The 21,649-nt window shown below is 61.7% G+C and carries 19 protein-coding genes and 1 riboswitch; of the genes, 2 read left to right on the top strand and 17 right to left on the bottom strand.

Annotated features, from left to right (window positions below; translation table 11 throughout):
* Nucleotides 1–312 precede the first annotated feature (312 nt).
* The 4 genes from dxs to ribB form a co-directional block, all read right to left on the bottom strand.
* Nucleotides 313–2,208, bottom strand: coding sequence for a 1-deoxy-D-xylulose-5-phosphate synthase (gene dxs / locus ACF8FG_RS10265; protein ID WP_119714195.1), 1,896 nt, complete (start codon nucleotides 2,206–2,208; stop codon nucleotides 313–315).
* A gap of 177 nt (nucleotides 2,209–2,385) precedes the next feature.
* Entirely contained in the window at nucleotides 2,386–3,273 is an 888-nt protein-coding gene (gene ispA, locus ACF8FG_RS10270; protein WP_014589514.1) for a (2E,6E)-farnesyl diphosphate synthase, read from the bottom strand.
* Complete coding sequence (locus ACF8FG_RS10275; protein WP_003255380.1) at nucleotides 3,270–3,512, bottom strand: exodeoxyribonuclease VII small subunit; 243 nt, start codon at nucleotides 3,510–3,512, stop codon at nucleotides 3,270–3,272. Before ACF8FG_RS10275 ends, ispA begins: the two co-directional genes overlap by 4 nt.
* Before the next feature lie 161 nt (nucleotides 3,513–3,673).
* Nucleotides 3,674–4,324, bottom strand: coding sequence for a 3,4-dihydroxy-2-butanone-4-phosphate synthase (ribB, locus tag ACF8FG_RS10280; RefSeq protein WP_014589515.1), 651 nt, complete (start codon nucleotides 4,322–4,324; stop codon nucleotides 3,674–3,676).
* An 80-nt stretch (nucleotides 4,325–4,404) separates the two neighbouring features.
* Nucleotides 4,405–4,546: riboswitch (FMN riboswitch) on the bottom strand.
* A 149-nt stretch (nucleotides 4,547–4,695) separates the two neighbouring features.
* On the opposite strand from ribB, the gene ACF8FG_RS10285 reads away from it, so the two are divergent.
* Nucleotides 4,696–5,676 carry a zeta toxin family protein gene (locus tag ACF8FG_RS10285; RefSeq protein ID WP_014589516.1) on the top strand — a complete coding sequence of 327 codons (981 nt, stop codon included), beginning with the start codon at nucleotides 4,696–4,698 and terminating at the stop codon, nucleotides 5,674–5,676.
* A gap of 21 nt (nucleotides 5,677–5,697) precedes the next feature.
* On the opposite strand, the gene ACF8FG_RS10290 is transcribed toward ACF8FG_RS10285, so the two are convergent.
* The 3 genes from ACF8FG_RS10290 to ACF8FG_RS10300 all read right to left on the bottom strand — a co-directional run bounded on the left by ACF8FG_RS10290 (nucleotide 5,698) and on the right by ACF8FG_RS10300 (nucleotide 8,712).
* Nucleotides 5,698–6,591 (bottom strand): alpha/beta hydrolase, encoded by an 894-nt coding sequence (locus tag ACF8FG_RS10290; RefSeq protein ID WP_070383388.1) that lies wholly within the window; start codon nucleotides 6,589–6,591, stop codon nucleotides 5,698–5,700.
* A 100-nt stretch (nucleotides 6,592–6,691) separates the two neighbouring features.
* Nucleotides 6,692–8,020, bottom strand: a complete 1,329-nt coding sequence (locus ACF8FG_RS10295; RefSeq protein WP_014589518.1) for a sensor histidine kinase — start codon at nucleotides 8,018–8,020, stop codon at nucleotides 6,692–6,694.
* Entirely contained in the window at nucleotides 8,020–8,712 is a 693-nt protein-coding gene (locus tag ACF8FG_RS10300; RefSeq protein ID WP_014589519.1) for a response regulator transcription factor, read from the bottom strand. The genes ACF8FG_RS10295 and ACF8FG_RS10300 overlap by 1 nt, the downstream gene beginning before the upstream one ends.
* Nucleotides 8,713–8,893: 181 nt before the next feature.
* On the opposite strand from ACF8FG_RS10300, the gene ACF8FG_RS10305 reads away from it, so the two are divergent.
* Nucleotides 8,894–11,071, top strand: a complete 2,178-nt coding sequence (locus tag ACF8FG_RS10305; protein ID WP_014589520.1) for a TonB-dependent siderophore receptor — start codon at nucleotides 8,894–8,896, stop codon at nucleotides 11,069–11,071.
* Between the two features lie 176 nt (nucleotides 11,072–11,247).
* Here the strand turns inward: ACF8FG_RS10305 and ACF8FG_RS10310 are convergent, their stop codons facing one another.
* The 10 genes from ACF8FG_RS10310 to ACF8FG_RS10355 form a co-directional block, all read right to left on the bottom strand.
* The gene (locus tag ACF8FG_RS10310) at nucleotides 11,248–11,712 is read right to left on the bottom strand and encodes a hemerythrin domain-containing protein (protein WP_135199033.1); all 465 of its coding nucleotides are present in this window, start codon (nucleotides 11,710–11,712) and stop codon (nucleotides 11,248–11,250) included.
* 522 nt (nucleotides 11,713–12,234) lie between these two features.
* The gene (locus ACF8FG_RS10315; protein ID WP_014589530.1) at nucleotides 12,235–12,936 is read right to left on the bottom strand and encodes an XRE family transcriptional regulator; all 702 of its coding nucleotides are present in this window, start codon (nucleotides 12,934–12,936) and stop codon (nucleotides 12,235–12,237) included.
* A gap of 186 nt (nucleotides 12,937–13,122) precedes the next feature.
* Nucleotides 13,123–13,650, bottom strand: a complete 528-nt coding sequence (gene ppa, locus ACF8FG_RS10320) for an inorganic diphosphatase (protein ID WP_003255365.1) — start codon at nucleotides 13,648–13,650, stop codon at nucleotides 13,123–13,125.
* A gap of 92 nt (nucleotides 13,651–13,742) precedes the next feature.
* Nucleotides 13,743–14,558 (bottom strand): zinc-dependent peptidase, encoded by an 816-nt coding sequence (locus ACF8FG_RS10325; RefSeq protein WP_392518762.1) that lies wholly within the window; start codon nucleotides 14,556–14,558, stop codon nucleotides 13,743–13,745.
* Nucleotides 14,559–14,578: 20 nt separating this feature from the next.
* On the bottom strand, nucleotides 14,579–15,226 hold the full coding sequence (locus tag ACF8FG_RS10330; RefSeq protein WP_014589532.1) for a DedA family protein: 648 nt from the start codon (nucleotides 15,224–15,226) through the stop codon (nucleotides 14,579–14,581).
* 234 nt (nucleotides 15,227–15,460) lie between these two features.
* Nucleotides 15,461–15,919: a GNAT family N-acetyltransferase gene (locus ACF8FG_RS10335; RefSeq protein WP_003255360.1), complete on the bottom strand. Its 459-nt coding sequence runs from the start codon at nucleotides 15,917–15,919 to the stop codon at nucleotides 15,461–15,463.
* Nucleotides 15,920–16,026: 107 nt separating this feature from the next.
* Nucleotides 16,027–16,845: an ethanolamine ammonia-lyase subunit EutC gene (eutC, locus tag ACF8FG_RS10340; RefSeq protein ID WP_014589534.1), complete on the bottom strand. Its 819-nt coding sequence runs from the start codon at nucleotides 16,843–16,845 to the stop codon at nucleotides 16,027–16,029.
* A gap of 8 nt (nucleotides 16,846–16,853) precedes the next feature.
* Nucleotides 16,854–18,248: an ethanolamine ammonia-lyase subunit EutB gene (locus tag ACF8FG_RS10345; RefSeq protein ID WP_014589535.1), complete on the bottom strand. Its 1,395-nt coding sequence runs from the start codon at nucleotides 18,246–18,248 to the stop codon at nucleotides 16,854–16,856.
* 46 nt (nucleotides 18,249–18,294) lie between these two features.
* Nucleotides 18,295–19,743, bottom strand: a complete 1,449-nt coding sequence (gene eat, locus ACF8FG_RS10350) for an ethanolamine permease (RefSeq protein WP_014589536.1) — start codon at nucleotides 19,741–19,743, stop codon at nucleotides 18,295–18,297.
* Between the two features lie 226 nt (nucleotides 19,744–19,969).
* On the bottom strand, nucleotides 19,970–21,490 hold the full coding sequence (locus ACF8FG_RS10355) for an aldehyde dehydrogenase family protein (RefSeq protein ID WP_014589537.1): 1,521 nt from the start codon (nucleotides 21,488–21,490) through the stop codon (nucleotides 19,970–19,972).
* Nucleotides 21,491–21,649: the final 159 nt, after the last annotated feature.

A 21,649-nucleotide genomic window follows, 5' to 3' on the forward strand; every position in this document is an offset into this window, starting at 1 on the left:
CCGCCGTAGGAGCGGGTTCACCCGCGAAAGGGCCGGGCCTGCTGGCCAATTTTCACCCGCCGTTCACCGTCGCCGCCGCTATCGTATTCGCGGGTAAAACCGCTCCTACAGTGGGCACACATCGGTGATCGGGCGCAGCCCGCCGTAGGAGCGGGTTCACCCGCGAAAGGGCCGGGCCTGCTAGCCAATTTTCACCAGCCGTTCACCGTCGCCGCCGCTACCGTATTCGCGGGTAAACCCGCTCCTACAGTGAGCACACATCGGTGATCGGGCGCAGGCCGTCGTAGGAGCGGGTTTACCCGCGAAAGCGCCCTAGAGCCCGAGCTTGACCATGCGAGCCTTCACCGAAGCCTCGATCCCGGCTGCATCCAGCCCGCACTCAGCCAGCATTTGCGCAGGCTTGGCATGCTCGACATAGATATCCGGCAGCCCCAGGTGCAGAAGCGGCTTAAGCACTGCCTGGCTGGCAAGGAACTCACCCACCGCAGCGCCCGCGCCACCCATGATGGCGTTCTCTTCGATGGTTACCAGCAGCTCATGGTTGCCTGCCAGCTCCAGCACCAGCGCCTCGTCCAACGGCTTGACGAAGCGCATGTCGACCACCGTGGCGTTGATCTGTTTGGCCACTTGCATGGCCTCGGCCAGTTGTACGCCGAACACCAGCAGGGCCACTTTCTCGCCCTGGCGGCGGACCACGCCTTTACCGATCTCCAGTGGTTGCAGGTCACCGCTGATCGGCGCATTCGGGCCGGTACCACGCGGGTACCGTACAGCGGCCGGGCCGTTGTACAGGTGGCCGGTGCTGAGCATCTTGCGCAGTTCGTTCTCGTCGCTGGGGGTCATCACCAGCATGCCCGGGATGCAGCGTAGGTACGACAGGTCGTAGCTGCCGGCGTGGGTCGGGCCGTCCTCGCCGACCAGGCCGGCGCGGTCGATGGCGAACAGCACGTCGAGGTTCTGCACCGCCACGTCGTGGATCAGCTGATCGTAGGCACGCTGCAGGAAAGTGGAGTAGATCGCCACCACCGGCTTGCTGCCCTCGCAGGCCATGCCGGCCGCCAAGGTCACGGCATGTTGCTCTGCGATCGCAACGTCGAAGTAGCGCTCAGGGTAGCGCTCGCTGAAGTCGACCAGGTCCGAGCCTTCCTTCATTGCCGGGGTAATGCCCACCAGGCGGTTGTCGGCGGCGGCCATGTCGCACAGCCACTGGCCGAACACCGCGGAGTATTTCGGGCCGCTGGCTTTCTTCGGCGCAGCCGGCTTGTCGGCCGGCTCCAGCTTGGTGATGGCGTGGTAGCCGATCGGGTCAATCTCGGCAGGGGCGAAGCCTTTGCCCTTCTTGGTCACCACATGCAGGAACTGCGGGCCTTTCAGGTCACGCATGTTGCGCAGGGTGGCGATCATGGTGGGCAGGTCGTGGCCGTCGATCGGGCCGATGTAGTTCCAGCCCAGTTCCTCGAACAGCGTGCCTGGCACCAGCATGCCCTTGGCGTATTCCTCGGTGCGACGGGCAATTTCCCAGGCGCCTGGCAGTCGCGACAGCACTTTCTTGCTGCCTTCGCGCATGCTCGCGTAGGTGCGGCTGGAGAGGATCTTGGCCAGGTAGTTGGACAGGCCGCCGACGTTGCGCGAAATCGACATGTCGTTGTCGTTGAGGATCACCAGCATGTCGGCATTGACTTCCTGGGCGTGGTTCAACGCCTCGAATGCCATGCCGGCGGTCAGCGCGCCATCACCGATCACCGCGATCGACTTGCGTGCGCTGTTCTGCAGGCGGGCAGCAATGGCCATGCCCAGCGCGGCGCTGATCGAGGTGCTGGAGTGGCCAACGCCAAAGGTGTCGTACTCGCTTTCGCTGCGGCGCGGGAACGCCGCGATGCCGTCCTTCTGGCGCAGGCTGAGCATGCGGTTACGGCGCCCGGTGAGGATCTTGTGCGGGTAGGCCTGGTGCCCCACGTCCCACACCAACCGGTCGTCCGGGGTGTCGAACACGTAGTGCAGGGCGATGGTCAGCTCGATCACGCCCAGACCGGCACCAAAATGCCCACCGGTCTGCCCGACGGTGTAGAGCAATTCCTGGCGCAGTTCGTCGGCCAGCGTTTCCAGGTCGGCTTCGGCCAACCGGCGCAGGCCGGCAGGCGTGTCAGCGCGGTCGAGCAACGGCGTGACCGGGCGTTCGCGGGGGATCTCTTGAAACGTCGTGGGCATCAGGCGAGTCGTTATAGGTTTGTGAAGACGCGGCAGTTTACCCCATTGTGGGAAAAGTGCCCATTCGACCACAGGTTACGCGGCCCTCTGTAGGAGCGGGTTTACCCGCGAATGCGTCGGCAAATTCAAGATCGCATTCGCGGGTAAACCCGCTCCTACAGGGATAGGTGAAGCTTTTTAGTTACGGCGTTCGACGATGTAACGCGCCAAGGCCCGCAGCGGTTCGGCCGTTTCGCCGAACCCTTGCAGTGCAGCCAGCGCCTGGTCGCGCAGTTCGATTGCATAGACTTTGGCGGCTTCCAGGCCCAGCAGGGCCGGGTAGGTCGGTTTGTCACGCGCTATGTCTGCACCTTGGCGTTTGCCCAAGGTAGCAGTGTCGCTTTCCACGTCGAGGATGTCGTCCTGCACCTGGAATGCCAGGCCAATGGCCTGTGCATAAGTCTGCAGGGCATCCAGCTGCGCCGGTTCGGCACGGGCACTGGCCAGGGCGCCGAGGCGTACACTGGCTTCGATCAGCGCGCCGGTCTTGTGCCGGTGCATGAACTCCAGCGCCTGCTGGTCCAGCTTCTGGCCCACCGAACCGAGATCGATGGCCTGGCCGCCAACCATGCCGGCCGGGCCGGCAGCTTTGGCCAGTACCTGAACCATGGCCAGACGAATGCTGTCGATCTGAGGGCTCAGGCATGGGTCGAGCAGGGCACTGAAAGCCAGGCTCTGCAAACCGTCGCCCGCGAGGATTGCGCACGCTTCGTCAAAAGCCTTGTGGGTGGTCGGCTGGCCGCGACGCAGGTCGTCGTCGTCCATGGCCGGGAGGTCGTCATGCACCAGCGAGTAAGCATGGATCAGCTCTACCGCGCAGGCTGCGCCGTTGGCCTGTTCGGCCGGGGCGCCCAAGGCTTCGCAGGCCGCATAGGCCAACAGCGGGCGCACGCGTTTGCCGCCGTTCATCACGCTGTAGCGCATGGCGGCGTAAAGGCGTTCCAGCTCTTTGCTCGGGGCGATGAACAGCGGTTCGAGGGCTGCGTCGACTCGCGCCTGGCAACCGGCCTGGTAGGTGCCAATCATGCTTCCGGCTCCGCGTCGAAGGGCTGGGCAGCCAGTTCACCGTCGCGCTCCAGCAGAATTTGCACCTTCTGTTCGGCCTGGGCCAGGGCGCCCTGGCAGTCACGTGTCAGGGCGATGCCTTGTTCAAAGGCGGCCAGCGACTCTTCCAGCGACAACTCGCCGTTCTCCAGGCGCTCGACCAGTGCTTGCAGGTCTGCGAGGGATTGCTCGAAATCGAGGGAGGCTTTTTTGCGGGCCATGGCGACTGTCTCGGTGGCATTCAGAACGGCGCGACACTAGCAGAGCGGGGCAGGGGTAGCAAACTTCCGGCAACTGCTCGGCTTATGCAGACCGACGGAGCAGCGGCCCTGTGTAGCGAAAGGGCCGCTCACACAAGGACCGCAAAGCGTCCCGGTTCGGATCAGGCCGGCTCTGCTTCCCGTTCAAGCATCGCCTCACGGTACCGCGCCAGCTCCTCGATGGTCAGCACCGGCAAATTGTACTGCCGTGCATATACCGCCACCTGCTCACCACGGGCCATGCTGCCATCGGGGTTCATCAGCTCGCACAAGACCGCTGCCGGGCGCAGGCCGGCCAGGCGCGCCAGGTCTACCGAACCTTCGGTGTGTCCACGGCGGGTCAGCACGCCGCCATTGCGGGCGCGCAGCGGAAAAACATGCCCCGGGCTGACGATATGGCGCTGTTCGGCGCTGGAACTCAGTGCTGCGGCAATGGTGGTAATACGATCCTGGGCCGAAACCCCGGTTGTGATCCCTTCCGCCGCCTCGATGGTGACGGTGAAGCCGGTCCCATGACGGGCCTGGTTGTTCTGCACCATGGGTGCCAGCTGCAGTTCGTCGACGGTGGCTTCGTCCAGGCACAGGCAGACGATGCCGCTGCAATCGCGAATCATCATGGCCATGGTCTGCAGCGAAATGTTCTCGGCGGCGGCAATGATGTCCGCTTCGTCCTCGCGGTCGTCATCGTCGAGCAACAGTACAGGGCGCCCGGCCTGGAAGGCGGCGATGGCGGCGGAAACATTGGGGAATTGCGCGTGGTGCTGGGTGAACATGAAACGCTCCTCGTGAATGATCGATGAACGTCTCGGGGCGAACAAAATGCGCGCGCAAGGGCGCCCGGATGGCCCCTGCATGACGCCTTCTTTCATCCGGACTATGACCGTCGGCTCTGGAGTTGCACCAGATCTGCTGACCCCCGACATGGTCGGGGCGCTCGCGGGCTTATCTTTCGATTTACCGCCGGTGGGGACTTACACCCCGCCCTGAAGACCGACCAAGCATACAGCACAGGGCCACCCCAGTGGCAACCCGCGGTTCTACTACCTTCGACGAGACTTGCAGCAGTAACCATCTACCCCTTTTCACCTGCCGCAGCGCCTACCTTCGTGACGGTCACTTTGGCAAGCCTAGGAAACGAACCGTCATGTCCTTTCTCTATCCTTTTACCGATACCGATCTCCATCTCGCATTCAGAAAGGTCGCCGACACATTGTTCGACAAGAAACGCGACTACGTCGACGGCGTGCTCAAGCCCAAAATGCTCATCATTGCCGGTGCACAGGGCTCGGGTAAAACGTACTTGCTGGAAAAAACGCTGTTGAAGAGCGGGCGCTACGACAATTATGTTCGCCTTTACGAAACCCATTTTCGTGAACTGCACCCTCATTATCGGGCGATGGAAGACAAAGGCGTGCTGCATGTCTACGAGCATACCGAGTCGTTCATCTGGCGGCTGGGGGCCATGGTTTGCACGTATGCGATGGAAAACAAATACAACATCATCATGGAGACCGCGCTCGACAGCCCTCATTTCGCTGATTTTCCACCTGAAGCCGCCCGGCAGGGCTATCAGAGCGAGGTTCATCTGGTAGCGTGTCAGAAAGAGTTCAGCCACTGGTCGACCCTGGACCGTGTGGTCAACAGCGTTGCCAATCATGAGATCGAGCGTGTGGTCAGCCTGACGCAGATCGAAGAGGCGCAAATCAATGGCAGGTCCATCATCGATGCTTTCGAAAACGCCTGTATCGAGGTACCGGGTTCTGAAATCGTGATCTATCGACGTGGCCTGGAGACGGAAAAGAACAGTCTGCCGGTCTGTCACAGCACCTGTCCTGAAAAAGGGCTCCTCGTGCCCCAGCAGACCTACCAGGGCAGAGCATTCTTCCGCGGGGCAGACCTGAAGATCAACTTCAAGGTCCAGCGCAGTCCCCAGGCCGATTTCCCCTGTTCCTATATTCAGTATGCGCAGGTGGTGCATGCCGGCCTGCTGGGTTCGGAACACCGTCGGGCGATGGCCGAACTCAATTGCAAAACCCTCGGCCAGGCTCAGAGGCTGATGTCGCAGTTGCCTGTCGATGTCTACCGCGAGCTGTGCCTGTACGTGCTCAAGTACGCGCAACGTTGAGCCGGGCAGGCACAGGGCTGGTCACTGGCCAGACATGCCTTCGATCACCCTGCGCAGGGAGGCGCCCAGCATGGGCCCATGCCCCAGACCCTCGAAGCGCTCAAAGCGCACGTCGAGGCCTTTGATCGCGGCCAGATCTGCCGCCAGTTGGCGCGCAGGCAACTCGTCGTTCTCGTGCGGCGAACCATGCGGGCTGGCGGGCTCCTGCCCGCCGCGCATCAGCAACAGGTGCGGGCGCGCCTCGCCCAGGCGTGAGGGAAGTCCTTGCGCCTCCCGGACAATCACGCCATCGCGCCACCACAGTGACGGGCTGGCAGCAGCGTAAAGGCTGAATGCGCCGGGGCGGGTAAACAGTGCGTGAAGCACGGCCAGGCCACCATAGGAGTGCCCCCATAGCGTCTGTCGTTGCGGATCGATCGGCGCCACAGCCGACACCATCGTGCGCATGCGCCCGGTCAGAAGCTTCAGGAACGCATCGACCCCGCCGCTGGGCTGGCCGGTCAGTGGGTCACGCTGCTGCGCCTGCTCCGGCAGCGCCGGGGTGTAGTCCAGCGTGCGGCCGGCCCTGTCGATGCGCAGTTCGGTCGGATAACCCACCGCCACCAGCAGGGGCGCCTGGCCCGCTGCGAGCCTGTCCAGTTGCTGCTGATCCAGCGTCCCCAGCGCAGCATTCCCATCGAGCATCCACAGCACCGGGTACCCCGATGCCGGCGCTGGACGATTCGGCTTGCCAACCCACAGGCGGTAGTGACGCAGGCCATCGGCCGAGTCCAGATCAAGCTGGCTGAAGTGATAGGCCAGGTCCTGGCGCTGTAACACCGACGTGTCCATCTTCTGGTCATGCTCGGGCTGGGCCAGGACAAGAGGGGCCGCCAGGGCAAGTGCCAAGGCCAGCATCAGGGTGTTCTTGCTCATCGGGCGTCTCGTCAGGGCTTTGCAAGGAGCGCAAGGTTTGAGCGCCCAGATGATAACCAGTCCCGATCGAGCGTAAAGCGCATTAACTTTCTAAACAATCTCAGGCCGCAGGCAAGGTCATGTGCAGACACAGGCCCGGGTGCCCATTGCTGGCCCACAACCGCCCGCCTTGCAGTTCGATGGCGCGACGGGCGATAGCCAGGCCCAGGCCGAAGCCTGCGCCACTGTCGGCCAGGCGCTGGTAGGGCTTGAAGATGCGCTCAAGGTCGGTATCAGGTACGCCTGGCCCCTGGTCGCTCAGGCGCAGGTGCCAGCATGCGCCTGAGCGCCAGCCATCGAGGCTGATCCGGCCTTCGGTCGGCGAGTGGCGAATGGCATTGCGCAACAGGTTTTCCAGGGCTTGGGCCAGGCTGTCCAGATGGGCCTGCACCAGGCAGTCGGTGCCAAGTGAACACGGCAGGCGCGCACGGTCCCAGCCGCTTTCGAAGCAGACGTCCTCGCACAAGGCTTCCCACACGGAAAGTACCAATACCGGCTCGGTCGCCAGGCTGGGCTGTTCGGTGTCCATCCAGGCCAGGTCGAGGGTGTTTTCCAGCAGCTTCTGCATGTCCCCCACCTCACGGTCCAGGCGCTCGCGCAACTGCGGCGGTGGCAAGTCGCTGTCATGGGCGATGCGCAGCCGCGCCAGCGGCGTGCGCAATTCGTGAGACAGCGTGCGCAACAGGAGGCGTTGTTGCTCAAGACTCTGACGCAGGCGCCCGGCCATGTGCTCGAAGGCCTGAGCCAGCTCACCCAGCTCATCACGGCGTTCCTGCAGAGGCAGGGCGGGGCTGTCCAGGTCATCGGCCCGCAGGGCGTCGGCGCGGTCGCGCAGGCGGTTCAGCGGCACGACAAGATGCCGGTATAGCGCAAGGCCTAGCAGCAGGGCCAGCAGTGCGGGGGCAACGCCATGCGTGACCACATGGGTCCAGGGTGTCAGGCCAGTGGGTAGCAGCCGTTCGGGCAGTTGCAGCACCAGGCGGCCATGCTCGGGGTGTTGCGGAAATTCGATGCTGACGTAGGGCAGTTCATCCTGCAGGCGCCGGCTCATCGGCCAGTCGAGCTTGCGCATGAATGTCAGGTGGCTGGCTTCCTCGGCGCTCAGCGGCGTGGTGCCAAGGCTCTGAAGGTATGGACCGATCACGGCCACCCAGGTGTCCTCGGCCCGTTCCACCTGCTTGCGCCAGGCTTCGATGCCGACCGCGCCGTCCTGCTCCAACGCCTGTTCGGCCTGTTGAGCATAACGTGCCAGGTAGTCCTGATCGGCCGGGGACAGAAAATAGGTACTGCGTTCCACCGAAAGGCCCCAGGTCCAGATGAGCCAGATCAGCAACAGGCAGAAGCTGACTTGCAGCAAGGCCAGTTTCCACAGCAACGGGTGGCGACGCATCAGGCCTGCTCCGTGTCGACCAGGATGTACCCTTGGCCACGCACGGCCTGGATCTGCAGGTGCTGGGCGCTGATGTCGGCCAGTTTGCGGCGCAGGTTGCACACATGCACATCCAGGCCTCGGTCCAGTCGGGTATAGGCCCTGTGCAGCACGGTCTGGTACAGGAAGGGCTTGCTCAACGCTTCGTCGGGGTGGGCCAGCAGCGTGACCAGCAAGCGGAATTCGGAAGCGGTAAGGCCAGCGGCGTTGCCGTTGTGGATAACGTCCTGGCGGTCGTGGTCCAGCATCACCTCCCCCACGTCGGCACGCAGCGCGGTACCACGATCGAATGCTACGCGACGCAGCAAGGCATCCACCCGAGCGTCCAGCTCCGCCAGGCTGAAGGGCTTGGGCAGGTAGTCGTCTGCACCACGGGTGAAGCCGCTGATGCGATCCTGCTCGGCCCCTAGTGCCGACATCAGCATGACCGGCACTGCCTGCTGGCGGCGCAGGGCATCGAGCAGGCTGAGGCCGTCGATGCCTGGCAGCATGATGTCCAGCAGCACCAGTTCGAACTGCGATTGCTGTATGGCATTCAGGGCCTGGGTGCCGCTGGCGCAGGCGTGCACCTGGAAACCGCGGTTGCGGAAATGGCGTTCCAGGTCCTGAAGCAGGCGTGGGTCGTCTTCGGCAAGGAGAAGTGAGGTGGGCACGGCGAGCCTTGATGAGAACTTTTATCAGTTGCGAATCATCCCACTGGCTGCAGGGAAAGGGCAACGCCTTGATGTGTTAAGAAGGTTAATCCTGCTGCACCCTGGTTTTCGCTCCGGTATCGTTCGCAAAAAGCAACTTGTTTCGTTTGCGATTCGATATCATTTGGGCGAAGGGTGTGTCATGACCGGTTTCAAAAGTGTGGGCAGCTTGCAACGGGTTCGGGGATGGCTGGCGCTGGGGTTGCTGGCACCGTTTTCTTTATCGGCAGTGGCCGAAACGGTAGCGACCCAGGCGGCGGCCGAAGACACCTCGCTTGATCTGCCTGCATTGACCATCGAAGGCAACCGCCTGTACGACATGCTGCCTTCGGAAGAAACCGGCGGTTACAGCGTCGATGCCGCTACCGTGGGCACCAAGACGCCGGCAGCGCTCAAGGACATTCCGCAGTCGATCACCGTCTACACCCAGGACTACGTCAAGGATCGCCAGTTCGTACATCTGGATGACCTGGCCAAGTACACCGCCGGCCTGCGCACCCTGACCAACGACAGCGGCCGTTCGTCGATCTACGCCCGTGGCTACGAGTACAGCGAATTCAACATCGATGGCCTGCCGGCCCCCATGGCCAGCATCTTTGGCACCGTACCGTCGCTGGCCGCGTTCGACCGTGTCGAAATCATGCGTGGCCCGGCCGGGCTGTTCAGCAGCACCAGCGAACTGGGCGGTATCGTCAACATGGTACGCAAGCGCCCGACCGCCGAATTTCAGGGCCATATCGAAGGCAGCTACGGCACCTGGGACACCAACCATGAAGAAATCGACCTGAGCGGTCCGCTGGACGCCGGCGGTCGCGTGCGCGGGCGCTTCATTGCGTCCCGTGACGACACCAATGGCGAGGTGGACTACAACGCCAACACCAGCAACAGCTATTACGGTGCGCTGGATATCGACCTGGACGAGGCCACCACGCTGTCGTTCGGCCTGATGCACGAGGTGAAGAACATCACCCCGCACAACGGCTATCCGGCCACGTTGTCCGGTGAAGTGCCCGACTTCAGCCACTCCCGTTTCCTGGGGGCCGACTGGAACTACTTCGATGGCAAGACCACCGACCTGGTCGCCGAGCTGACCCACCGCTTCGACAACGGCGGTTATGGTCGTGTCGCTGCCCGTGGCTCGCACCGCGATACTAATTATCTTTACGCCTTCACCGCCACCAACGCCAATACCGGCGCCAACTCCGAACGCGCCAGCGCCCGCGATTTCACTCAGGACACCTACTCGCTGGACGCCAGTTACAGCCAGCCGTTCGAAACCTTTGGCCAGGTCAGCGAGTTCGTGGTGGGCAGCGACTACAAGAACTACGACACCGAGTATCTCAACGGCACCACCAACCTGGGTGCCATCAACGTCAACACCTACTCGCCTAAACAGTTCGCCAAACCGTCGCCCAACTACAGCACCGAGACCGGCATGCAGGAAGAGGAATACGGCCTTTATTCCAAGGTCACCTTCCGCCCGATCGAGCGCCTTGCGCTGATTGCCGGTGGCCGTTTCAGTTGGTATCGCGGTGATTTCTACACCACCACCCTGAGCAGCGGTGCTACGACCAATGACAGCAAACGTGTGGACGGCCACTTCACCCCGTACGGGGGCCTGGTCTATGACTTGACCGAGAACCACGCGCTGTACGCTAGCTACTCGCAGGTTTTCAAGCCTCAATCCGACACCGACAGCAATGGCCGGGTGTTGAAACCGCGTGAAGGCGAGCAGTACGAGTTCGGCCTCAAGAGCAGCTACTTTGGCGGCGACTTGAATACGCGCTTCTCGGTGTTCCGCCTGACCGACAAGAACCGCGCTACCACCGTGTACGATGCTGATGGTGTGGCCACTACCGATTCCGTTGCATCCGGCAAGACCCGCGTGAAGGGCGCGGAAGTGGAAGTAAGCGGCAAGCTGACGCCAAACTGGGAACTGCTGGCTGGCTACACGTGGATGGAGACCGAAACCGTCAAGGGGGACGCCGAAACCACGTTCTTCATCATGCCGCGCAACCAGGCTTCGCTTTGGAGCAAGTACACCATCAGCCAAGGGCCGCTGACCGGCCTGGCGATTGGTGGCGGAATTTCCGCGATGAGCAACTTCTACTCCGAAAACGGCGGCGTGCGTATCGACGCGCCGGGCTACGCGACGGTGGATGCGATGCTGTCTTACCCGGTGACTTCGAAGCTGACGGCCACCCTCAACGTCAACAACCTGTTCGACCGGGACTACCTGTCGCGGGTGGGGTCTACCTCGACGTTCAACTTCTACGGGCCGTCGCGCAGCATGATGGTTGGGGCGCGGTATGACTTCTGACGGGGTCTGTGGCCGCTAGGTGCGCCTTAACTCAAGGCCGCGCCCGCAAAGGGCGCGGCCTTGAGGCTGAATGATGAAAAACTTGGGAAAGTATCTGCACCATCGGATATCAGTGCCATAAAGTTGTGAGGCCGCGTGTTAATAAATAGCTTGCTTTTAATTCAGGTATATTAAATCTACGATGGGTGCCATTGATGCTTTATTTCCTGCCATTGGGTGTCTGACAACCACTTGTCTGCCAGCGGAAAGAAAATATTCTCCTCGGCATCCATATGGTCATAATATTTCTTGATGAAGTCTTCGATCGTGTCGGCGATTACTCTGGCCTCTTGCTTTGACTGCTCCAACATCTTGAGCTGTCCGGCAATTCGCGTGAAGGCTTTATGATCTTGCTCGATGGCCATGACCCGTTGGTGGATCGGTGCGTCGGTTGTCAGCAAGACCAGCCGAATAAGCTCTTCATTTTCATGGTGGTGCCGCTCTGCATCACCGTGCAAGGCTTCCAGTAGCTTAAACAACAGCTTGCAGTCATCGGCACCCGCAGAGCCGTGCCTTATCCTCTCCAGTAATTCTTTGATCTGAGTAATTTTGGTAGCCACCTCATGATGATAGGCGTGCAGCTCTTTCAATAAGGCGTTCATGCTAAGTCCTCATCACTACATCAAGCCGTTACAGATTAAATATAAGTAATAAGCAATCTCCAAGGATGGCCGCACGTGTCAGCGCACATCTAATCGTTTTATTATAGTCTGGCGCGAAACGCTCACCTTCAGAAAAAAACCTCCATTGGAAGATTTCGAAATATCCACTTGATATCTATATGCGCGACAAGAAGAAGCTGACACCCCAGAATCGCTTGCGGGCTGAACGTGAACAGCGGGGGGCTGAGCACGACGGGAGCTGTCAACCTTATGCAGGACGGGGCATTGCAAAATTAAAAAGCCGGCTTGTGGCCGGCTTCTCGGGGACGCTTCCGACTAATTTATGGTAAGCCGCAATCGCCTTAACTGTGTGGCCATCAAGGGCCTGAAAGAGATGGCAGATGCCCGTGTGGGATATCGCCGAGCCCTCTGGAACGCGGCTCGCGCCGGTCGGGGCTTAATGTGCGGCGTAGCATACAAGGGCGGGCGCAGGATGCCCAGCAAAAAATTGCACAGGGTGCTTCAGCTGGGCCGCTGCTGGCGGAAATGTGACCAGTGGAAGACCCAACCAAGAATTTCCAGGCCCTGCGCCTGACGCTGAGCAGCGGTGTAGCGTTCGACCGTGTAGTTGCGCCGGTCATGGCTGTGCAGGTACAGGGTGTCGTGCGGGCCAAGACTGAGATTGTTCACCCTGAGCATGCCGTTTTGCAGCAGGGCATAGGTTTCGCCCTCGACCACCTGGGTCATGCCCAGGTCGATGGCCAGCGTAGCTTGCAGCGGAATCAGCGGGAGCATGTTGCTGGTCGGCATTGCCAGGCAGATTGCGTTGCCGGCTTGCACACCCAAGCCCTTCAGGGCTTTTGCCGGCAAGCGCAGGTGCTTGCTGCCCACCGGCGACAGCAAGCCGTTGCGCACTTCGTAGTAGGGTACCTTCAATACTCGGCCACGATGTTCCGTCAGCGGGGTAAGCGGGTTGGCGGGCGCCGGCCGTGGAAGGCCGTTGCGCAGGAGTGGATTGGGGTGTTTGGGGCCTTCACCGGTGCGCAGCCAACGCCGGTGCACACAGAACAGATCGGCCAGTTCGTCCAGCCGGGCCAAAGGCACACCGCGTTTGAACCAGTTGTTGACGTGCTGTGCTGTGACGCTGCGCTGGGCGGCGAAATCGGAAGGGGTCAGGCCACATTCTTGGAGCAGGGCCCTGAGGCGGTCGCCGGAAGTGTTCATGGCGGCGAGTGTAGCGGCGAATTGCCAGACAGGATATGAACCGGATGTTGACGGGGTTTGTATGAAAAGTGGTTGTTTGTAAGGTTCTGGTGTAGGACGGCGTAGGATTTATTACCAGTAATGTGCGTATTGCCCATTCCTGCATAAAAAAACCCCGCCTAAGCGGGGTTTCTCCTGCAATCGGAATCAGCCCTTGTAGGCAGCTACCGATTTGGTGATCGCGGCACGGGCGGCGTCGGCGCCTTCCCAGCCTTCGATCTTGACCCACTTGCCCTTCTCGAGATCTTTGTAGTTGGCAAAGAAGTGCTCGATCTGCTGGATCAGCAGGGCTGGCAGGTCGGTGTATTCCTTGACGTCAACGTACAGCTGCGACAGCTTGTCGTGAGGAACAGCGATGACCTTGGCGTCGCCGCCACCGTCGTCGGTCATGTTCAGCACGCCAACCGGACGGGCGCGGATAACCGAGCCTGGGGCCACTGGGTAAGGGGTAACCACCAGCACGTCCAGCGGGTCACCGTCGTCAGCCAGGGTGTTCGGGATGAAGCCATAGTTGGCTGGGTAGAACATTGGGGTAGCCATGAAACGGTCGACGAACAGCGTGTCGCTGTCCTTGTCGATCTCGTATTTGATCGGCGCGTGGTTGGCCGGGATCTCGATGGCGACGTAGATGTCGTTCGGCAGGTCTTTGCCCGCCGGAATCTTGCTGTAGCTCATTGGGCAGTGCCCCCGTGTTTGACCAAAAAGTGGCGGCGATTATAGGCACATTCTGCCGGGGCACGCCACGCTTGGCCTGATGTGCGGGCCCGTCAGGCGTGGCTTTCGCAGTACTCGGGGTGTTCCGCCTGCAGCCGGCACAGGCGTGCCAGCGGGTCTTGCCGGTAGAACAGCGACAACTGGTGGTAGACCTGTGGATAAGCCTGATGAAGCAGGTCAGGGGCACTAAAGAAGTACTCGCTGGTAACGGCAAAGAACTCTGCCGGGTTTTCCGCAGCGTAGGGGTCGATGGCGGTTTCGGCGTCGGGGTTGGCGTCCAGTTGCTGGTTGAGGTCGTCGTAGGCCTGCTGCATGGCTGTTGCCCACTCATCAACTGGCATGCTGCTGTGCAGCGGTGGCAGGCCGTTGGCATCGCCATTGAGCATGTCGAGCTTGTGCGCCAGCTCATGGATGACCAGGTTGTAAGCCTCCCAGCCACCACTGGCCTGCACGCCGTTCCAGGCCAGGATGATCGGCCCCTGCTGCCACGCCTCGCCGCTGTGTTCGCCGTCCCATACATGCTCCACGCCACTGGCATCGCGGTGGCGCTGGGGGCTCTTGAAGTCGTCGGGGTACAGGATGATTTCGTGGAAGCCTTGGTACCAGTTCAGCTCACCCAGGTGAAGCAGCGGTAACTGTGCCTGTGCGGCCAGCATCAGGCGCTGCTCGTCGTCCAGCTCGACACCGGGCAGACAGGTGAGGTGCTTGTCGAGCAGGAACAGGACGCAGGCTTCGCGCAGCCAGCGGTCTTCCGCGTCGCTGATGCCGTCCAGCATCGGCAGCCGCTCGCGTACGGTCTGCCATTGCTGTGGCGTGATCGGGTAACGCGCCAGAGTACGCTTGCGCCGCCAGGCGCTGAATGACCACATGCCGTTTGTTCTTTACCTGTTCAGTGAGCCTTGGCCGTACGGCCCAGGCGCCCACGCAGCAAGCCGAGAATCATCGGCACCAGCGACAGGATGATGATGCCCACCACCATCAGCGACAGGTGCTGCTTGATGAACGGCACGTTGCCGAAGAAGTAGCCCAAGGTGACCAGGCCGCCGACCCAAAGCAGCGAACCGGCAATGCTGAAACCGAGGAAGCGTGGGTAGTGCATGTGAGCGATGCCCGCGACGAACGGTGCGAAGGTGCGCAAGATGGGCAGGAAGCGCGCCATGGTCACGGTCTTGCCGCCATGGCGTTCATAGAAATCGTGGGTACGTTGCAGGTAGTCCCGGCGGAAGATCTTGGAGTTGGGGTTGTTGAACAAACGCTCGCCGGCTGTTCGGCCGATCACGTAATTGGTGCTGTCGCCCAGGATTGCAGCGGCCATCAGCAGGCCGGCCAGCAGCACCGGGTCCATGCCGCCACCCGCCGCCACGGCGCCGGCGATGAACAGCAACGAGTCGCCCGGCAGGAATGGCATCACTACCAGGCCGGTTTCGCAGAAGATCACGGTGAACAGGATGGCGTAGATCCAGGGACCGTAATTGGTGACCAGCAGATCGAGGTAGGCATCGAGATGCAGGATAAGGTCCAGCGGGTTGAAATCCATGTACAGCACCTGTGTTCTTGGGCGTAGGCTTGGTTACCGGGGGGAGGGTAAATTTTCACACATGACAGGTGAGCCATTATACGGCTAAGTCAGGAACATGCCCGGAGAGTTTGTAGCGGGGGGTTACGGTAGAAGGGTATTCCTTTACCAACCGCTTCGCGGGCACGCCTGCTCCCACAAGGATCATTACCTTGCTTGTGGAAGCGGGCGTGCCCGCGAAGCGGTCGGTGCCGGTCAATCCTGGCTGATGGGCAGGATGTAGCTCTTGAACTCGGTATCCTCACGAAAACCGATGGATTCGTAAGTCTTGTGCGCTACTTCATTGTTCGCGCTGGTCGACACGCGCATGCGCACGGCATTGGTCTCTTTGGCCATTTTCTTCGCTTCGCGAATCAGGTGGTCGGCGACCAGCATGCGCCGGGAGTCCTCGGCTACATAGATATCGTTGAGAATCCATACCCGCTTCAACGACAGCGACGAGTAGCTCGGGTACAGCTGGCAAAAGCCCAGCAGTTTGCCGTCGTCATCATCCGGAAGTGCCAGGTAAATCACCGATTCGTCCCGCTTCAGTCGCTTCTCCAGAAAGCTGCGCGAGCTGTCGGGGTAGGGCAGTTGCCCGTAGAACTCACGGTATTTGACGAACAACGGGGTAAGCAGGTCGAGGTGTTCCAGGGTTGCTTTGATGATGCGCATGTGCGGCCCTCAGAGTCCATTTGGGAAACAGCGGAATGCCAGCAGCGTTCAAGGGCATGCTGCCCAATGCACGGCACAAGTGCAATCCGCCTTCCGTGACAGGTTTTTTACCCTTTGCCGAGCAGGAAGTTACCTTTCTGATTGGCGCTGTCTTCATTCTCCAGGCTATGGACCTCGGCTTCGTCCTTCAGATTCACCCCGGAAAGCTGGCGCCGGCAGGCTTCGCGCATCAAGTACAACAGGCGGTGCGCCGCCATGCCATAGCTCAGCCCCTCCAGGCGGATATTGGAAATGCAGTTGCGGTAGGCATCGGTCAGGCCGACCTTGGGTGCGTAAGTGAAATACAGGCCAAGGCTATCGGGTGAACTCAGCCCCGGGCGCTCGCCGATCAGCATCACCGTCATCCGGGCGCCCAGCAGTTCGCCGACCTCGTCGGCCACTGCCACACGGCCCTGCTGCACCAGCACCACCGGAGCGCTGGTCCAGCCGTCGGCGGCAGCCTGTTCGTCGAAGCGGGTCAGGAACGGCAGCGTGTGGCGATGCACGGCCAGTGCCGAGAGGCCGTCAGCCACCACGATGGCCAGGTCGACGCCACCGGGGTTGGCCTGGGCATGCTGGCGAAGGGTCGCAATCGAGTCTTCGTTCAGCCGCCGGCCAAGGTCCGGGCGCTGCAAGTACTGGTGGCGGTCGCTGGCAGCGCTATGCAACACCAGGCTCTCGCGCCCGCGGTCACTCAGCTGGCTGGCCAGGCCGGCGTGGTCGAAAGCCAGGTGCACGGCATCTCGTGCCTGGGCATGGGCGAACTGGAAGTCCAGCTGCGCCCCGGTCGGCAGGCTGGTGCCGGTGCGGCCCAGGGCGATGCGCGCCGGGGTCAGGTTGCGCAGGGCCAGCCAAGGGTTGTCGGGGGTAGGCGTGCGATGGTCCATGGTCATCCCTATGCAAGCTGTGCCAAGGCCTGGCGGAAGGCCGGCGGCAGGTTGTCACCGAAGCGCACCCGGCCATCTGCCTGGGTGAAGATACCGGTGCGGGCCAGCCATGCCTCGAATTCCGGCCCGGGCTTCAGGCCCAGGGTCTGGCGCGCGTACAACGCGTCATGGAACGAGGTGGTCTGGTAGTTGAGCATGATGTCGTCGGAGCCGGGGATGCCCATGATGAAGTTGATGCCGGCCACACCCAGCAGCGTCAGCAAGGTGTCCATGTCGTCCTGATCGGCTTCGGCATGGTTGGTGTAGCAGATATCGCAACCCATCGGCACGCCCAGCAGTTTGCCGCAGAAATGGTCTTCGAGGCCGGCGCGGATGATCTGCTTGCCGTTGTACAGGTATTCCGGGCCAATGAAACCGACCACGGTGTTGACCAGGAACGGCTTGAAGTGACGAGCCACGGCATAGGCGCGGGTTTCGCAGGTCTGCTGGTCGACGCCGTGGTGGGCGTTGGCCGAGAGCGCACTGCCCTGGCCGGTTTCGAAATACATCAGGTTCTGCCCGAGGGTGCCACGTTTCAGCGACAGCCCTGCTTCGTAGCCTTCCTGCAACACGTTCAGGTTGATGCCGAAGCCGGCGTTGGCCGCCTCTGTGCCGGCGATGGACTGGAACACCAGGTCCAGTGGCACGCCGCGGTTGATCGCTTCGATCGAGGTGGTGACGTGGGTCAGTACGCAGGACTGGGTGGGGATGTCGTAGCGCTGGATGATGGCGTCGAGCATTTCCAGCAGGGCGCAGATCGAAGCGATGCTGTCGGTGGCCGGGTTGATACCGATCATGGCGTCGCCGTTGCCGTACAGCAAACCGTCGAGAATGCTGGCGGCAATACCGGCCGGTTCGTCTGTCGGGTGGTTGGGTTGCAGCCGGGTCGACAGGCGCCCGCGCAGGCCCATGGTGCCGCGGAACCGGGTGACCACGCGGATTTTCTGCGCCACCAGCACCAGGTCCTGCACGCGCATGATCTTCGACACGGCAGCGGCCATTTCCGGGGTCAACCCGGGCGCCAGGGCGCGCAGGCTGCTTTCGTCGGCTTCCTCGCTCAGCAGCCAGTCGCGCAGGCCACCCACGGTCAGGTGGCTGACCGGGGCGAAGGCCTGGGCATCGTGGGTGTCGATGATCAGGCGGGTAACTTCATCTGCTTCGTAAGGGATCAGTGCTTCATTGAGAAAGTGCGTCAGCGGAATATTGGCCAACGCCATCTGCGCGGCGACGCGCTCGCCGTCGTTGCTGGCCGCGACACCTGCCAGGCAGTCCCCGGAGCGTGCCGGGCTGGCCTTGGCCATCACTTCCTTGAGGCTGTCGAAGCGGTAGACCAGATGGCCGACCGTGTGTACGAAACTTGCCATACAGAATCTCCAGAGCCGCGGGTTGCCCCGCGGCGGGTGGCGGCGATCAGTGCAGGGCCTCTTCGGCCTTCTGGATCGCGGCGAATTCCTCTTCCGGTGTGCCCGCGACCAGGTGGTGGCGGCTGTAGAAAGCAAAGTAGGCAATTAATACCGCATAGATCACTGCAGCGCCAATGACTACCCGCGGGTCAACCAGGAATCCGGCGACCACGGCGATACACGCCAGCACCAGCGCCAGGCCGGAAGTAAAGATGCCACCCGGGGTGCGGTAGGGGCGTTCCATCTTTGGCCGGCGGATGCGCAGGGTGATGTGCGCAGCCATCATCAGCACGTAAGACAGGGTAGCGCCAAACACTGCCACCAGGATCAGCAAGTCACCCTGGCCTGTCAGCGACAGGGCAAAACCGATGATGCCCGGGATGACCAAGGCCATTACCGGGGCCTTGCTCTTGTTGGTTTCCGACAGTTTGCGCGGCAGGTAACCGGCGCGGGACAGGGCGAAGATCTGCCGTGAATAGGCATAGATGATCGAGAAGAAGCTGGCGATCAGCCCGGCCAGACCGACCAGGTTGACGAAGCCGCCCATCCAGGTTGAGCCGCCGTAGGCCTTCGACAGGGCTTCGACCAGCGGGTTACCGGAGGCCTTCAGCGCCTCGGAGCCTGCGCCGCCCGGGCCGACCACCAGGATCAGCAAGGCGAAGGCCAGCAGTACCAGCATGGCGCCGATCAGGCCGCGTGGCAGGTCACGCTTGGGGTTCTTGGTTTCTTCTGCGGCCAGCGGCACGCCCTCGACAGCAAGGAAGAACCAGATGGCGTAGGGGATGGCTGCCCACACGCCGACATAGCCGAACGGCAGGAAGCTGCTGGCGCCGACGGCGTCCGTTTTGGCGATGTCGAACAGGTTGGCTGCATCAAAATGGGGCACCATGCCTATCAGGAATACGGCGAGTGCAATGGCGGCGATGGCGGTGATGATGAACATCAGCTTCAGTGCCTCACCCACGCCGAAAATGTGGATGCCGATGAACACGATGTAGAACGCCAGGTAGATCATCCAGCCGCCGATACCGAACAGCGATTGGCAGTAGGCGCCGATGAACACCGCGATGGCGGCAGGGGCGATGGCGTATTCGATAAGGATCGCCGTGCCGGTCAAAAAGCCGCCCCACGGGCCGAAGGCACTGCGGGCAAAGCCATAGCCACCGCCAGCGGTGGGGATCATCGACGACAGTTCGGCCAGCGAGAAGCACATGCACAGGTACATGGTTGCCATCAGCAAGGTGGCCAGGAACATGCCGCCCCAGCCGCCTTGCGCCAGGCCGAAGTTCCAGCCGGCGTAATCGCCGGAAATGACGTACGCCACGCCCAGGCCGACCAGCAGTACCCAGCCGGCGGCGCCTTTTTTCAGTTCACGTTGCTGGAAATAGTCAGAGCCGACTTTCTCGAAGTCGACGGAAGAGCCTGCCGGCGATCCGGCGGAATGTTCGCTTGGCATAGATTCACCTGTTGTTTTTCTTGGTGGCCGGGAGGGTTCCGGGCCGATGGTGATGGGTACTGCAGGAAGCGAGCCAGAGCGGTTGGTGCACGGTTGCCGCCCTGGGTTTAGGTTATGCCGGCCTGGCCTCTTTGCGGGTGAACCCGCTCCTACAGGGATTGCGCAAGATTCAAGACCAGCGCAGGACCTGTAGGAGCGGGTTTACCCGCGAAGAAGGCGACGCGGTCTAGAAGAAGCCCAGCGGATTGATGTCGTAGCTCACCAGCAGGTTCTTGGTCTGCTGATAGTGATCCAGCATCATCTTGTGTGTTTCACGCCCAACCCCCGACTTCTTGTACCCGCCGAACGCGGCATGCGCCGGGTACAGGTGGTAGCAGTTGGTCCACACACGGCCAGCCTTGATGCCGCGGCCCATGCGGTAGGCACGGTTGATGTCGCGGGTCCACACGCCGGCGCCCAGGCCGAACTCGGTGTCGTTGGCAATCGCCAGTGCTTCGGCTTCGTCCTTGAAGGTGGTGACGCTGACCACCGGGCCGAAGATTTCTTCCTGGAACACGCGCATCTTGTTGTTGCCCTTGAGCAGGGTCGGCTGGATGTAGTAACCGGTAGCCAGCGCACCTTCCAGCTTCTCGACCTTGCCGCCGGTGAGCAGCTCGGCGCCTTCTTCCTGGGCGATCTGCAGGTACGAGAGGATTTTTTCGAACTGCTGCTGCGAGGCCTGGGCGCCGACCATGGTGTCGGTGTCCAGCGGGTCGCCGCGCTTGATCTGCAGCACCTTCTTCATCACCACTTCCATGAACTGCGGATAGATCGACTCTTGCACCAGGGCACGCGACGGGCAGGTGCACACTTCGCCCTGGTTGAAGAATGCCAGCACCATGCCTTCTGCTGCCTTCTCGATGAAGCTTGGCTCGGCCTGCATGATGTCTTCGAAGTACACGTTCGGCGACTTGCCACCCAGTTCGACGGTGGACGGGATGATGTTCTCGGCGGCGCATTTCATGATGTGCGAGCCCACCGGGGTAGAGCCGGTGAAGGCGATCTTGGCGATGCGTTTGCTGGTGGCCAGGGCTTCACCGGCTTCGCGGCCATAGCCTTGCACTACGTTGAGCACGCCAGGTGGCAGCAGGTCGCCAATGACTTCGAGCAGCACGGTGATGCCCAGCGGCGTCTGTTCGGCTGGTTTCAGCACCACGCAGTTACCAGCGGCCAGTGCCGGGGCAAGCTTCCAGGCAGCCATCAGGATCGGGAAGTTCCAGGGGATGATCTGCCCGACCACGCCCAGTGGCTCGTGGATGTGGTAGGCCACGGTGCCTTCATTGATTTCGGCAGCGCCGCCTTCCTGGGCGCGGATGCAGCCAGCGAAATAGCGGAAGTGGTCGACGGCCAGCGGAATGTCGGCGTTGAGGGTTTCGCGGATCGGCTTGCCGTTGTCCCAGGTTTCGGTAATGGCCAGCAGTTCGAGGTTCTGCTCGATGCGGTCGGCGATCTTCAGCAGAACGTTGGAGCGATCCTGCACTGAAGTGCGGCCCCAGGCGTCGGCCGCAGCATGGGCGGCATCCAGGGCCTTCTCGATGTCTTCGGCAGTAGAGCGGGGGAATTCAGCGATCAGCTTGCCATTCACCGGGGAGGTATTTTCGAAGTACTGCCCCTTTACCGGAGTAACGAACTCACCACCGATGTAGTTGCCGTAGCGGCTCTTGAAGGAAACCTTCGCGCCTTCGGTTCCGGGATGTGCATAACGCATGGTGTGTCTCCTTGGTATTGTGTTTTTTAGGGAGTTGAAAAGCATAGAGCAAGGGTTGGGCCAGTGTTGGCCACGCCAGGCAAATCAATGACTTGGGTCATTTTTACGGGGCTGATCAAGGGCCGCTGTACCGGTGTCGGTACGCCTGGGGTGACATTT

Origin of the sequence: Pseudomonas sp. YQ_6, assembly GCF_043103245.1 — a bacterium.
GTDB classification, from domain to species: Bacteria; Pseudomonadota; Gammaproteobacteria; order Pseudomonadales; family Pseudomonadaceae; genus Aquipseudomonas; species Aquipseudomonas alloputida.